The 12,445-nt window shown below is 61.3% G+C and carries 16 protein-coding genes; 9 read left to right on the top strand and 7 right to left on the bottom strand.

Annotated elements, in window-relative coordinates; all coding sequences use genetic code 11:
• The coding region (locus AC1D35_RS32505; protein WP_477941944.1) for an MFS transporter at window positions 1–772 on the top strand (772 nt) is incomplete at its 5' end.
• On the opposite strand, the gene AC1D35_RS32500 is transcribed toward AC1D35_RS32505, so the two are convergent.
• The 6 genes from AC1D35_RS32500 to hemC form a co-directional block, all read right to left on the bottom strand.
• Window positions 753–1,508, bottom strand: a complete 756-nt coding sequence (locus AC1D35_RS32500) for a glutamine amidotransferase (RefSeq protein ID WP_113308717.1) — start codon at window positions 1,506–1,508, stop codon at window positions 753–755. The genes AC1D35_RS32505 and AC1D35_RS32500 overlap by 20 nt on opposite strands.
• Entirely contained in the window at window positions 1,495–1,980 is a 486-nt protein-coding gene (locus AC1D35_RS32495; protein WP_113299644.1) for a tellurite resistance TerB family protein, read from the bottom strand. Before AC1D35_RS32495 ends, AC1D35_RS32500 begins: the two co-directional genes overlap by 14 nt.
• A gap of 17 nt (window positions 1,981–1,997) precedes the next feature.
• Window positions 1,998–3,605 (bottom strand): heme biosynthesis protein HemY, encoded by a 1,608-nt coding sequence (locus tag AC1D35_RS32490; protein ID WP_113308718.1) that lies wholly within the window; start codon window positions 3,603–3,605, stop codon window positions 1,998–2,000.
• A gap of 2 nt (window positions 3,606–3,607) precedes the next feature.
• Window positions 3,608–4,885, bottom strand: coding sequence for a COG4223 family protein (locus AC1D35_RS32485; RefSeq protein ID WP_477852260.1), 1,278 nt, complete (start codon window positions 4,883–4,885; stop codon window positions 3,608–3,610).
• A 68-nt stretch (window positions 4,886–4,953) separates the two neighbouring features.
• Window positions 4,954–5,661, bottom strand: coding sequence for a uroporphyrinogen-III synthase (locus AC1D35_RS32480; RefSeq protein WP_113308720.1), 708 nt, complete (start codon window positions 5,659–5,661; stop codon window positions 4,954–4,956).
• A gap of 6 nt (window positions 5,662–5,667) precedes the next feature.
• Complete coding sequence (gene hemC / locus AC1D35_RS32475; RefSeq protein WP_113308721.1) at window positions 5,668–6,597, bottom strand: hydroxymethylbilane synthase; 930 nt, start codon at window positions 6,595–6,597, stop codon at window positions 5,668–5,670.
• A 72-nt stretch (window positions 6,598–6,669) separates the two neighbouring features.
• On the opposite strand from hemC, the gene tsaD reads away from it, so the two are divergent.
• From tsaD to AC1D35_RS32450, 5 genes are read left to right on the top strand one after another with little or no spacing between them, the layout of a single operon-like run.
• Window positions 6,670–7,767 carry a tRNA (adenosine(37)-N6)-threonylcarbamoyltransferase complex transferase subunit TsaD gene (gene tsaD / locus AC1D35_RS32470; RefSeq protein ID WP_113308722.1) on the top strand — a complete coding sequence of 366 codons (1,098 nt, stop codon included), beginning with the start codon at window positions 6,670–6,672 and terminating at the stop codon, window positions 7,765–7,767.
• Window positions 7,764–8,747, top strand: coding sequence for an NAD(P)H-dependent glycerol-3-phosphate dehydrogenase (locus AC1D35_RS32465; RefSeq protein WP_113308723.1), 984 nt, complete (start codon window positions 7,764–7,766; stop codon window positions 8,745–8,747). The genes tsaD and AC1D35_RS32465 overlap by 4 nt, the downstream gene beginning before the upstream one ends.
• A gap of 9 nt (window positions 8,748–8,756) precedes the next feature.
• Window positions 8,757–9,050: a YciI-like protein gene (locus AC1D35_RS32460; RefSeq protein ID WP_113299651.1), complete on the top strand. Its 294-nt coding sequence runs from the start codon at window positions 8,757–8,759 to the stop codon at window positions 9,048–9,050.
• A gap of 5 nt (window positions 9,051–9,055) precedes the next feature.
• The gene (locus AC1D35_RS32455; RefSeq protein WP_113308724.1) at window positions 9,056–9,487 is read left to right on the top strand and encodes an EVE domain-containing protein; all 432 of its coding nucleotides are present in this window, start codon (window positions 9,056–9,058) and stop codon (window positions 9,485–9,487) included.
• A gap of 6 nt (window positions 9,488–9,493) precedes the next feature.
• Window positions 9,494–10,141, top strand: a complete 648-nt coding sequence (locus AC1D35_RS32450; protein WP_477852258.1) for a class I SAM-dependent methyltransferase — start codon at window positions 9,494–9,496, stop codon at window positions 10,139–10,141.
• On the opposite strand, the gene AC1D35_RS32445 is transcribed toward AC1D35_RS32450, so the two are convergent.
• A complete protein-coding gene (locus AC1D35_RS32445; protein ID WP_113308277.1) occupies window positions 10,138–10,632 on the bottom strand; it encodes a hypothetical protein in 495 nt (164 codons plus the stop codon). The two genes, AC1D35_RS32450 and AC1D35_RS32445, sit on opposite strands and share 4 nt — an antisense overlap.
• Window positions 10,633–10,932: 300 nt before the next feature.
• Here AC1D35_RS32445 and sdhC point away from each other — a divergent pair, with 300 nt between their 5' ends.
• The 3 genes from sdhC to AC1D35_RS32430 all read left to right on the top strand — a co-directional run.
• The gene (gene sdhC, locus AC1D35_RS32440; protein WP_113308276.1) at window positions 10,933–11,325 is read left to right on the top strand and encodes a succinate dehydrogenase, cytochrome b556 subunit; all 393 of its coding nucleotides are present in this window, start codon (window positions 10,933–10,935) and stop codon (window positions 11,323–11,325) included.
• 11 nt (window positions 11,326–11,336) lie between these two features.
• Window positions 11,337–11,717, top strand: a complete 381-nt coding sequence (gene sdhD, locus AC1D35_RS32435; RefSeq protein ID WP_113299173.1) for a succinate dehydrogenase, hydrophobic membrane anchor protein — start codon at window positions 11,337–11,339, stop codon at window positions 11,715–11,717.
• Between the two features lie 7 nt (window positions 11,718–11,724).
• Window positions 11,725–12,445 (top strand): FAD-binding protein (locus AC1D35_RS32430; protein ID WP_477941936.1); only part of this gene is annotated, 721 nt, incomplete at its 3' end.

Genomic DNA, 12,445 nt, shown 5'->3' with positions numbered 1-12,445 from the left:
AATTACCGGTCCTGTCATCGGCGGCCTGCTTTATGGCATTAGCGCATCGACGGCCTATGCCACCGCCGTGATCTTCTCGGTACTCGGTGCGATCCTCCTCTACATGATCCCCAAACCGCCGCAGAAGACGATCGGAGAGGCCAGGAACTGGGACATGATCCTTGGCGGTTTTCGCTATATCCGGGAGGAGAAGGTGGTGCTCGGGGCGATTTCGCTTGATCTCTTCGCCGTCCTGCTCGGCGGCGCCACCGCGCTGATGCCGATCTTTGCGCGTGACATCCTGACACTCGGGCCTTGGGGCCTCGGTCTGCTTCGCTCGGCGCCGGGCGTGGGCGCCATCATCATGGCGATCTTTCTTGCCGCCTATCCGCTGAAGCATAAGGCGGGGATCTACATGTTCATCGGCGTGGCACTCTTCGGCCTCGGCACGATCGTGTTCGGCCTGTCGACGAATACCGAGGTCTCGATTGCTGCGCTCGCCATCATGGGGGCAGCAGACATGATTTCCGTCTATGTCCGCGAAAGCCTGATCGCGCTCTGGACGCCGGACCATCTGCGCGGCCGCGTGAACGCCGTCAATACAGTCTTCGTCGGTGCTTCCAACGAGCTTGGAGAATTCAGGGCAGGCACCATGGCTTCGGTCTTCGGCGCCGTCCCGGCCGTCATCATCGGCGGTGTCGGCACGCTCGCCGTTGCCGCAATCTGGGCAACCAGTTTTCCGAAGCTCAGGAAGATCGATACGCTGGACGCGCCTACGCGGAAAGCGGCGTAGCGGCTTCAGTCGCTATCGACTTGCCTTCGAAGATGATGTCCAGAAAGCCATCGAGCCAGGCTCTCAGAGGTGCATCGAAAAGCATGCGGCCTTCCAGATGCTCGCGTCCCTGCTGCGCATTCGGCAGGATGAAGCGCTGGGCGCCATGAACGACCCAGCGGTGCATCATCACCCGCGTCAGCTCTGCATGGAACTGCAGGCCCCAGGCATTGCCGTTATAGCGGAAGGCCTGATTGGGATAGGCGTCGCCGGTTGCCAGCAACTCCGCACCATAGGGCAATTCAAATCCTTCCCGGTGGAAGTGATAGACCATCTTCGGCCAACGCATTAAGAGCCTGCCCTTTTCGGTCGGATGCAGGGGATACCAGCCGATCTCCGTGGATCCGTCATTGTTGGCGGCAACCTTGCTGCCGAGATTGCGGGCCAGCATCTGCGCACCGAGGCAAATACCGAGATAGGGGCGATTTTCCTTAAGCGGCACTTCCAGCCAGTCGATCTCCGCCTTGACGAATTCGTCCGGGTCATTGGCGCTCATCGGGCCGCCGAAAATCACTGCGCCGGCATGGTTCTCAAGCGTGCAGGGCAAGGGGTCGCCAAGGGCGGGGCGACGGATATCGAGATCATAGCCTTTCTGGACGAGAAGCTGGCCGACACGACCGGGGCTGGAGCGCTCCTGATGGAGAATGATGAGAATAGGGCGCCTGTCGCGTCTTATACTTCTGTCAGTCAGTGTCATCCTGCACCACCTGTGCGTCCGTAACCCTTGCGGCCGCCTCCTGCCGCTTCTGAATACGCTCACGGGAAGAAACGCCCAGGAGATCGGCAATCCGCCAGATCACGTGGTCTTCCATCTCGCTGCGCTCGCCATCGGCATAGACGATATCCCAGAGAATACCGATCAGCTCCAGACGCTGTTCGGTATTGAGATGTCTCTTAAGATCGGAGGTGAAGCGGAAATAATCAACCGCCGAGCTTTCAGCTTCAAGGCCCGCGGCTATCAAGGCATCGAGCTGTTTGCCGTCGAGCGCATATTGCTCTTTCAACAGCTTGCGCAGCCGCTTTTTCTCGCTGTCCTTGATTTGACCGTCGGCTTCCATGACCTGCATGCAGAGTGCCGCCACGGCAATCCGCGGATCATCCGGGGCAAAGCCTGCTTTGGGGCGGTCGGCGGTCAGATTCTGGAAGAAGGCCTGAAAGCGTTCGAACATGCAGTTTTCGTTCCATTTCAGAAAAGGCGGAGCCGTGTCTTGGGGTCCGGTTCCATCTTGGGGTCACGGACGCCAGGGTCATCCGGCAGGCCGCCAAAGAAAGGTTTTGGTTCGGGCGTGGCAGGAGCCCGCTGTCGGGCGGGCGGCTCGGCGGGTTTCGTCGATGCCGGCGCGAGGGGCGCAGGCCGCGCGGCTTCTGCAATCGTTGCGGCGCGTTCCAGCTCGATGATGCGGTGGTCGTTGACCACGCTTTCCGGGCGGGTTTCACGCAGTGGCGGCAGGGTCTTCAGCGCCGCCTCAAGCGGGGCGGTCGAACCTTCTTCTACCGGACCTTCGAGTTGGCCGAAGGGCGCCTTCCATTCGAAGGCATCGAGGCGGCCGGTCACCGGCGAGACCGGAAGCCATTTGTCGGAGACGAAACCATCGGCGACCCAGGCCGGGTCGCGCGGTGCCTTCAGCGCCTGTGCGAGCCAATGGCGCACACGGCCCTGGTCGCCGGTTTCCGCTTCCTCGATATCTGCAAGCAGGAGGAAGGCAGCCTCGCGCGGCTCGATGCGGGCTGCAGCTTCCGCCTTGGCGCGGGCCTTGGCGAATTCCTGCGCATCGAGCGCCGCTTGAGCGACGACGAGGAGGGATTCGACATTGTTCGGCCGCATGCCTTCCAGCCGCTCGGCGCGCTTCAGGCGGTCGAGCGTGGAATCGCCGCTGCGGGCGCGCACATAAACGCTGCCGATCTCCGGATGCGGTCCAGCTTTCCATGCCTGTTCGAGGATGGAGGCTGCCTTGCGTATGCCGCCTTCGCGGAAAAGCGCCTTTGCGGCGATGAGGGCCGCGGGAACGAAATCGGCCGACAGCTTCAGCGCTTGCTGGGCATCGTCGCGGGCGCCGGCTGGATCGCTTTCGAGTTTGTCGTCGGCACGGGCGGTCAGCAGGACTGCATGAAGGCGACTGGCTTCGGCCTTTTCGACAACCTTGGCTGCCTTCTGCTGCTCCAGCAGACGGATAGCGTCGTTCCAGCGGCCGGACTGGCTGCGATATTCCAGCGTCGCCTGTGCGGCCCAGGGGAGGTAGGGCGCGTTGTCGGCGGCCTTTTCCGCATATTGGCGGGCGGCTTCATTGGCGCCGAGACGCTTGGCTTCGAGATAAAGACCGCGCAAGCCGAGCTCGCGCGTCTCGGGATCGTTAGCCATGGCCTCGAACTTTGAGCGTGCTTCATCATAGCGGCCTTCGATGAGGGCGGCCTGCGCTTCCAGAAGATTGATCAGCGGTTCCTGGTCAGCGCGAATGAGGCCGCGCGAACGGGCGGCCATCTTGCGGGCAAGCAAGGAATTGCCCGCACCGGCGGCAATAAGGCCGGTCGACAGGGCTTGATAGCCGCGATCTCGCTTGCGGGCGCGGAAATAGCGCGTCACCGAATGCGGCGAGGTCCAGATGAGGCGGACGAACCACCAGGCCACCATGACGGCTGCGATCAGCGCGATGATGGCGCTTGCCGCGACGATGAGCCTGGTCTGGTAGATCTGGCCTTCCCAGATCAGCGACAGATCGCCGGGGCGATCGGCAAGCCAGGAAAAACCATAAGCGAGAGCGAGGACGAGGAGCGCGAAGATAACCAGGCGAACCATGCTCATCCTTCCTTGCCGGTGCCGGAAACGGCCTTGGAGACTGCGCCACTGACAAGGTCTTCGACGCGGATGCGGGCCTCAAGCGATTGCTTGAAGGCGGCTGAGGCCTGTTTTGCTGTCGCTGGCAGGCTGTTCCATTCGGCCGATGCGCCGGGCAGGTCGCCGTTCTTCACCTTGTCCTCCATGCGCGCGGCAATGGCTTCTACGCTTTCGCCTTCGATATTGCCGACAGGGCGTACCGTGACCAGTGATTTGGCGCTCGACATCAGCCGGTCCGACCAGCTCTCGTTGGGATCTGGCTGGCTGACGGAATCGACGATTGCAGTTGCGACATCGGGAACCTGACGGATCAGCTCGGCGCGTGAGGGCACGCCGGTTTCGGCAAAGCCGCGCAGATCGGTTGCGGCAGGATCATCGGGCGCCACGCCTGCGAACGTATCGAGCTCGGCGGTGAAAGGTCCGCCGCGATCGATCGCGGCCTTCAGAGCTGCGGCGGCAATGGCGCGGGCGACAGCAACGTCCTCGCGCGGTTCGTTCAACTTCTTTTCGGCTTCGGCGAGTCGGTTCGACATGTCGGCGCCGTTGGAAGCCTGCTGTTCGGTGACCTGCGCAATGCTCGTCTTCAACTGATCGATCTGAGCGGTCAGATCCGCAATCTTCTGGTTGAGTGCGTCGACATCGGTCGAGCCGGTGGAGGCGCCGGATGCCGGTGTCTGAGGTGTCGCCTCGAGAGCCGCGACGCGCTTTTCAAGGGCGCTGTTATCGGCTGCAGGTGTCGGGCTGGCGGCAAGACCTGCGACAGATTGCTTGAGGCCTTCGATCTCGCCCGAGAGGTCAGCCATTTCGGCAAAGTTCGTCTGCGGGGTCGAGGAGCCCGGCAGATAACCGGCATATTGAATCGCGCCAGCGCCAAGCAGGGCGACAAGGCCGCCAAAGATGCCGGCGGCAATCAGGCCTGACGTTGCCGCAATTTTCTGCGGCGGGGCCGGCTGTACCGGTTCTGCGGGCGGAAGCTCTTTCGCAGAAGGTTCTTCCTGTGCGCTCGCGGCCCGTTCGCTCTCATGTTCCGACAGCGGTTCGCCACCAGCCTCGGCGACCGCTACTGCCTCGGCAACAGGTGCATCACCGGCGGCAGCTTGCGCAGCTTCTTCGGCAGATTTTTCGGGATCGTTTGCCGAGGCGAAGTCCTGCGCGTCCAGGTCGATCGTGACCGGTTCGTCGGAACTCTTCGAGTGGCGTGGCGGATTTCCCGATACCATGAGGTCCTCATTATCCTGCATCGCAACGAAACTAGACAGGGATGGTAATTAAGGGAAGAGGTTAGATCAAATTTGGGCGGCTAAAGCCTTCAAAGCAGCGACAAAAGGCTTTTTTCATCCGGCATCGGCGAAACCTCCAGCGCTCTTCCCAAGCTCGGCGGGATGGTCTCCGCAACAGTTTTGCTGAGGCAAATGAGACGGATTTTGGGCATTTGCAGCAAGAGCCACTCTACCTGCGGGATATGAAAGAAATTTTCGGCCGTCTGGCGAGAGTAAAAAAGAACCGCGTCCGGAGGATAGTTTGTGAGAAGTGCCGCTACGGTCTCCGGATCAGGTGCGACTAGCTCCATCCGGTAACATTCGAGCACGGAGAAGTGCCGTCCGAGTTCTACCAGTCTCGCTTCGAAAGTTTCGGCGCGCGGATTGCCGGCGAGATAGAGGAGGTCGTCAGCATTGCTTGCCCCGATCAGCTCGGCAAGTTCACGGCCGCTGCCCGACGAGGCCGTGACAGAATTGAAACCCAGCCTGCGTGCCTCATCCGCCGTCGCCTCGCCGACGGCAAAGAGGATGCGGGAGAGGTGAGGCTGGAGTGCTGGGCCTACAGCTTCAAGCGTCCGCATGGCTTCCGCACTCGTTACGGCAACTGGCCCGGCGGTTTTTTCCAGAGCCAATCGGGCCGCTTGCGGGTCGTAAACGGGCCGAGCGAGAGGCAGCAACAACGGTTCGTGACCCAGTTCGCGCAAACGTTGAGCGGTTCGCTCGCCCGAATGCGCGGGACGGGTAACAAGCACGCGCATGTGGGCCTAGCTCCAGTCCTCGAAGAAGGTGCTGCCCGCTCTCTCGCGCACGTCCTGTCCGGCGCGGGTGCCGAGTGCTGCCGCATCGCGGCGGTTCCCGTCGATGGTGATCGCATGCTGGTGGCGACCATCCGGCGTGATGATAAGGCCGGAGAACCTGATCTGATCGCCTTCGCAAACGGCATAACCACCGATCGGCGTACGGCAGGAACCGTCGAGGGCGGCAAGAAAGGCACGCTCGCAGGAGACGGTGTCGAAGGTCGGCGTATCGTTGATGGGTGCCAGCAGGTCGTCGATCCTGCTGTCACCAATGCGGCTTTCAAGACAGATCGCGCCCTGCGCCGGTGCGGGCGGAAAATTATCGGGGTCAAGGATATCGGTGATGACGTTGACCTTGCCGAGGCGCTTGAGGCCGGCAAGCGCCAGAAGCGTCGCATCGACCTGGCCTTCCTGCAGCTTGCGCAAGCGCGTCTCTACGAGGCCACGGAAGGTGATGACTTTGATATCCGGCCGCATGCGGCGGATGAGCGCCTGACGGCGAAGCGAGGACGAGCCGACGGTTGCGCCATGCGGAAGGTCGATCAGCTTCGGCGCGGTTCGGCCGATCACGGCATCGCGGATATCCTCGCGCGGCAGATAGGCCGAGAGATAGAGACCTTCCGGCAGGGTGGTCGGCATGTCCTTCGTGGAATGCACGGCAAAATCGAGTTCGCCGGCGACGAGCTTATCTTCCAGCTCTTCGGTGAAAAGCCCCTTGCCGCCGATCTCCGCCAGCGAACGGTCGGTGATGCGATCGCCCTTGGTCGTCAACACGACGACTTCGAACATCTCTTCCGGCAGATTATGGGCTGCCATCAGCCGTTCGCGGGCTTCGTTGGCCTGTGCGAGCGCCAGCGGGCTGCCGCGCGTACCGATCCGGAAAGGTTTTGTTTGCATCCGCTTTGATCCGTTGTTACCGGAGTTCTCGTAAACGGGTTTAACCCCTATCGCAATCAACGAACAGGTTTCATGGCTCCCTTTCTGCGTATCCTCGGCATCGAGACAAGCTGCGACGAGACCGCTGCTGCGGTCGTCGAGCGTGATGCGGCAGGTCGCTCCAACGTGCTGTCGGATGTCGTTCTTTCCCAGCTGGACGAGCATAGCGCCTATGGCGGCGTGGTACCCGAAATTGCCGCACGTGCCCATGTCGAGGCGCTGGACGAGCTTATCGAGGAGGCGTTGAAGCGCGCCAATGTGTCGCTCTCGGATGTCGATGCGATCGCGGCGACATCGGGACCCGGCCTGATAGGGGGGCTGCTCGTCGGACTGATGACCGGCAAGGCGATCGCCAAGGCGGCCGGAAAGCCGCTCTATGCCGTCAACCATCTCGAGGGTCATGCGCTGACGGCGCGACTGACGGATGGACTTTCCTTTCCCTATCTGATGCTGCTCGTTTCCGGCGGCCATACGCAGCTCATCCTCGTGCGCGGCGTCGGCGAGTACGAGCGTTGGGGCACGACCATCGATGATGCGCTGGGCGAAGCCTTCGACAAGACGGCCAAGCTGCTCGGCCTTCCTTATCCGGGCGGCCCGGCGGTGGAGCGAATGGCAAAGAACGGCAATGCCGATCGTTTCAATTTCCCGCGGCCGCTGGTCGGCGAGGCGCGGCTTGATTTTTCCTTTTCCGGCCTGAAGACGGCCGTGCGGCAGGCTGCGACCGAGATCGCGCCGCTGACGGATCAGGATGTGGCAGATATCTGCGCCTCCTTCCAGAAGGCGATTTCGCGCACGATGAAGGACCGCATCGGGCGCGGTCTGCAGCGGTTCAAGGCGGAGTTTGCCGATCTGCCGGAAAAGCCGGCGCTGGTGGTTGCCGGGGGCGTTGCTGCCAATCAGGAAATCCGCAGCACGCTGCAAGCGCTCTGCGACAAGAACGGTTTCCGCTTCATTGCGCCGCCGCTCCATCTCTGCACCGATAATGCGGTGATGATCGCCTGGGCGGGACTGGAGCGCATGGCGAAGGGTGTTTCTCCCGACGATCTCGATGTACAGCCGCGCTCGCGCTGGCCGCTCGATTCAAAGGCCGAGACCTTGATCGGATTCGGAAAGCGGGGAGCCAAGGCATGAGCGAACACATCGCCGTCGTCGGATCGGGCGCTTTCGGCACGGCGCTTGCCGCTGTCATTGCGCTGACCGGGCGCAATTCAGCTGTTCTCGTCGGCCGTGATCCGTCGCTGATTGACGATCTCAAAACCGAGCGGCTGCATGATGCGGTACTGCCCGGCATCCCGCTACCGGAATCGTTGGAATTTTCGGCTGACGCGAATGCGATCGGCAATGCCGGCATCGTGCTCTTTGCCATGCCCTCGCAGGCGCAGGCGGATGCCGCGCGGCAATATGGTCCTTATCTGGCTAAGGATGCCGTTGTGGTCACCTGCGCCAAAGGCATCGAACGGCAGACCGGTGCACTTCTGACCGACATGCTGGAGCACGAATTGCCTGATCATCCGGTTGGCGTGCTCTCCGGACCCGGCTTTGCCGCCGATATCGCCAAGGGGCTGCCGACGGCAATGGCAATCGCTGCGGCCGACATGCAGGTTGCCGAGCGCCTGGCGCAGGCGATTTCGAGCCGCACCTTCCGGCTCTATGCCTCCGACGACCGCATCGGCGTGCAGCTTGGTGGCGCTTTGAAGAATGTGCTGGCGATCGCCTGCGGCATCGTCGAAGGCAGCGGCATCGGCGATTCGGCCCGCGCCGCGCTGATTGCCCGCGGGCTTGCCGAGATGTCGCGCTTCATTGTTGCCAAGGGCGGCAATGCCGATACGGCGCGCGGGCTTTCCGGCCTCGGTGATCTGGTGCTGACGGCAACCAGCCATCAGTCGCGCAACCTGCGTTTCGGCATTGCGCTCGGGCGCGGCGAAAAGGTGGACCCTTCCCGAGGCGAGTTGGTGGAAGGCGCTTTTGCTGCGGCGATTGCCTCCCGGCTTGCAGAGCAACTCGGCGTCGAGATGCCGATCACCGATGCGGTTTCAGCGATCATCGAAGGCAAGCTCGGCATATCCGAAGCCATCGAACAATTGATGACACGTCCGATTACGACCGAATAGGAGACAGACATGCTTTTCGCCCTTCTGTGCAAGGACAAGTCCGGCCATCTCAATGTGCGCATGGAGACGCGCTCGACTCATCTCGATTATCTCAACAAGCTGAATGCCGAAGGCAAGCTTGCCATGGCCGGCCCGTTCCTCGATACGGAAGGCAAGCCCAACGGCAGCCTCGTGATCGTCCATGCCGAAACGGTTGATGATGCCAAGGCACTCGGCGCTGCCGATCCCTATGCACTCGCCGGCCTGTTCGAAAGCGTCGAGGTGAAGCCTTTCAACTGGGTCTTCAACAAGCCGGAGGCTTAAGCGGGATGGCGCATTGGCTTTATAAATCCGAACCCGCGGCCTGGTCCTGGGAACAGCAGAAGGCAGCTGGCGAGAAGGGCACTGAATGGACCGGTGTGCGCAACTACCTTGCGCGCAACAACATGCGGGCAATGCAGATCGGCGACAAGGGTTTCTTCTACCACTCCAATGATGGGCTGGAGATCGTCGGTATTGTCGAGGTTTGTGCGCTCTCGCATCCGGATTCGACGGCGAAGGGCGATCCTAAATGGGATTGCGTCGATATCCGCGCCGTCATGGATGTGCCGAAGCCTGTGACGCTGAAGGACATCAAGGCAAATGAGAAGCTGTCCAAGATGTCGCTGGTCACCTCCATGCGGCTATCAGTCCAGCCGGTGACGGAGGACGAATGGGCCGAGGTCTGCCGCATGGGCGGTTTTGACAACCCGCCGCGCTGAGCAGCTTTGAAGACCGATCCGGAAAGCTTCATCCGCGCCAATACCAGCCTGATTGCGCCGCCGCATGTGCCGGAAATCCGGCTGTACCTGGCCAGCGAAGCCCATGAGCTCTGGCTGAAGACGGAAGAGGAGCTTGAGGCGATCGGCCTGCCGCCGCCTTTCTGGGCATTTGCCTGGGCGGGCGGGCAGGGGCTGGCGCGCTATGTTCTCGATCACCCCGAAACGGTCGCAAGAAAGCGGGTGCTCGATTTTGCAAGCGGTTCGGGACTGGTTGGAATTGCGGCAAGCAAGGCTGGCGCTGTCAAAGTGATGGCCGCGGATATCGATCCATGGTCGCAGACGGCGGTGCGCGTGAATGCAGCCGCTAATTCGGTCCTGCTGGATTTCGACAGGACCGATCTTATCGGGCGAGACCTCGATGTGGATGTCGTGCTCGCCGGCGATGTCTTCTACGACAGGGCTTTCGCCGAAGCGCTGGTTCCGTGGTTCGAGACGCTCGCAGCCGAGGGCAAGGACGTGCTGGTCGGCGATCCCGGGCGCGCCTATTTGCCAAAGGACAGGTTGGAATTCTGCGCCGTCCATGAAGTGCCCGTCACCCGGGCGCTTGAAGACAGCGAGGTCAAGAAGACGACGGTCTGGCGATTCAGGCCTTAGGGTCGGATGACACAGACACTGGCCTCATAAGAGCAGGGGTCATCGGCAATACCGACATCGATGACCTTAGCCTTCGGGGCAAGGTTGTGTTCCCGCGCAGCCAGACGATAGTACCTGTCGCCGCCGACATAGGTCCCACCGTCCGTCTGATAGGCATAGGACGACCCGGCGTAGAGGCCGTTGCTCCCGTAATTCTGATCATAGCTCTGCGGCTGGGACGCAATGACGATGATGTTGCTGTGACCGTAGCGAATTGTTCCCGGATAGTTGAACTGCTTCAGAAAAGGGCTGCGTGGACGATGGCGGATGACATTGTCGCGTGTGAAGTGCAGGCCACTATCCCAATGGGTGCGCTTGCCGAGAAAAAACCCGTCATTAAAGCCGTGATGGCGCGGAAAGCGATGATCGAAGTTGCGCTCTCCTGCTGCGGCGGGAAGTGCTGCCAGCACCGCAAGGAGGGCAAGGGTGGTCTTGGACAGACTGCGAAACATGGACCAAACTCCGAAACGCTAACAAATCGTTAACGTGAGATTGCGCCAAAAGGCGGATCTTGTCCACGCAGGCGTGCGCTCGGCCCAAAAATTGAGCGAGAGAGGCGAGTTTCCCGGCTTGAAACTTCCCGGTAACGCGAATCGATTAAATTAAAAGCAGGCTGTAATTATGCTTGTCGTCAGGGGGTTCGGTGATTAAACGTCGGGATTGATGCAACGCACACAGAATTTTGTCATTCGTGTGGTTGACTGAGTACGCTCCGCGCTCCGGGAGCTTAGAGAAGACGCCGCGAGGTTCTGATGGCGAATGTGACAAACCGGCCCCTGTCGCCGCATCTGCAAATCTACAAGCCTATTCCCACCATGGTCATGTCGATCGTTCACCGCATCACCGGTGGCGCTCTGTACTTCGGCACGCTGCTGATTGTCTGGTGGCTGATCGCAGCCGCTACCGGCCAGGCCTATTACGACTGGGCCAACTGGGTGCTTGGCAGCATCATCGGCAAGCTCGTCCTGCTCGGTTATACCTGGGCGCTCATGCACCACCTGCTTGGCGGCTTCCGCCATTTCATGTGGGACCTCGGATATGGCTTCGAGAAGGAATTCTCGACCAAGCTCGCCATCGCCAATATCATCGGATCGCTCTGTCTGACCGTGCTGGTCTGGGTGATCGGCTTCATCATTCGCTTCTGAAGGTCGCACTCATGGATATGCGTACTCCTCTGGGCAAGGTTCGTGGCCTCGGCTCCGCCAAGGAAGGCACCGATCATTTCTGGCGCCAGCGCCTGACGGCCGTCGCCAACGTTCCGCTGATGATCTTCTTCGTCATCTTCATGATCGTCTATGCCGGCGCGCCTTACGCCGACGTGGTTCGCGCCCTCTCGAACCCGTTCGTCGCCGTCGTCATGGGCCTGATGGTCATCTCCGGCGTTATTCACATGAAGCTCGGCATGCAGGTCATCATCGAGGATTATGTTCATGGCGAAGGACTGAAGATCATCAGCCTGATGCTGAACACCTTCTTCGCGATCGTGGTCGCCGGCCTCTGTATCTTCGCCATTCTGAAAATCGCATTCGTAGGATAACCGTATCATGGCACCGTCTTCACCCGCTCAGAATGGGAAGGCCTATACCTATGTCGATCACTCCTATGATGTGATCGTCGTGGGCGCCGGCGGCGCCGGCCTGCGCGCCACGCTCGGCATGGCCGAACAGGGCTTCCGCACGGCCTGCATCACCAAGGTATTCCCGACCCGCTCGCACACGGTTGCGGCTCAGGGCGGCATTGCCGCCTCGCTGCAGAACATGACGCCGGACAGCTGGCAGTGGCACCTTTACGACACCGTCAAGGGCTCCGACTGGCTCGGCGATGTCGACGCCATGCAGTATCTCACCATGGAAGCGCCGAAGGCGGTCTATGAACTCGAGCATTACGGCGTACCGTTCTCGCGCAACGAGGAAGGCAAGATCTACCAGCGCCCGTTTGGCGGACACATGCAGAATTTCGGCGAAGGCCCGCCGGTGCAGCGCACCTGTGCGGTTGCCGACCGTACCGGCCACGCCATCCTGCATACGCTCTACGGCCAGTCGCTGCGCAACAATGCGGAATTCTTCGTCGAGTATTTTGCGCTCGACCTCATCATGTCGGATGACGGCAGCCGCTGCACCGGCGTCATCGCCTGGTGCCTCGACGACGGCACGATCCATCGCTTCGCCGCCAAGATGGTAGTTCTGGCGACCGGCGGTTACGGCCGCGCCTATTTCTCGGCGACATCGGCCCATACCTGCACCGGCGACGGTGGCGGTATGGTGG

It is taken from the genome of Rhizobium sp. P1_E6 (assembly GCF_056405875.1).
The sequence above is the reverse complement of the archived record's forward strand: the minus strand, read 5'-3'. Positions and strand labels throughout refer to the sequence as shown.

What these genes read in the sequence shown, in the direction of transcription:
- AC1D35_RS32480 (WP_113308720.1), bottom strand. Translation starts at nt 5,661, where the DNA reads ATGCGCGTGCTTGTTACCCGTCCCGCGCATTCGGGCGAGCGAACCGCT.
- tsaD (WP_113308722.1), top strand. Translation starts at nt 6,670, where the DNA reads ATGGCTCCCTTTCTGCGTATCCTCGGCATCGAGACAAGCTGCGACGAG.
- sdhD (WP_113299173.1), top strand. Translation starts at nt 11,337, where the DNA reads ATGGATATGCGTACTCCTCTGGGCAAGGTTCGTGGCCTCGGCTCCGCC.
- AC1D35_RS32445 (WP_113308277.1), bottom strand. Translation starts at nt 10,632, where the DNA reads ATGTTTCGCAGTCTGTCCAAGACCACCCTTGCCCTCCTTGCGGTGCTG.
- hemC (WP_113308721.1), bottom strand. Translation starts at nt 6,597, where the DNA reads ATGCAAACAAAACCTTTCCGGATCGGTACGCGCGGCAGCCCGCTGGCG.
- sdhC (WP_113308276.1), top strand. Translation starts at nt 10,933, where the DNA reads ATGGCGAATGTGACAAACCGGCCCCTGTCGCCGCATCTGCAAATCTAC.
- AC1D35_RS32455 (WP_113308724.1), top strand. Translation starts at nt 9,056, where the DNA reads ATGGCGCATTGGCTTTATAAATCCGAACCCGCGGCCTGGTCCTGGGAA.
- AC1D35_RS32485 (WP_477852260.1), bottom strand. Translation starts at nt 4,885, where the DNA reads ATGCAGGATAATGAGGACCTCATGGTATCGGGAAATCCGCCACGCCAC.
- AC1D35_RS32495 (WP_113299644.1), bottom strand. Translation starts at nt 1,980, where the DNA reads ATGTTCGAACGCTTTCAGGCCTTCTTCCAGAATCTGACCGCCGACCGC.
- AC1D35_RS32490 (WP_113308718.1), bottom strand. Translation starts at nt 3,605, where the DNA reads ATGGTTCGCCTGGTTATCTTCGCGCTCCTCGTCCTCGCTCTCGCTTAT.
- AC1D35_RS32465 (WP_113308723.1), top strand. Translation starts at nt 7,764, where the DNA reads ATGAGCGAACACATCGCCGTCGTCGGATCGGGCGCTTTCGGCACGGCG.
- AC1D35_RS32500 (WP_113308717.1), bottom strand. Translation starts at nt 1,508, where the DNA reads ATGACACTGACTGACAGAAGTATAAGACGCGACAGGCGCCCTATTCTC.
- AC1D35_RS32460 (WP_113299651.1), top strand. Translation starts at nt 8,757, where the DNA reads ATGCTTTTCGCCCTTCTGTGCAAGGACAAGTCCGGCCATCTCAATGTG.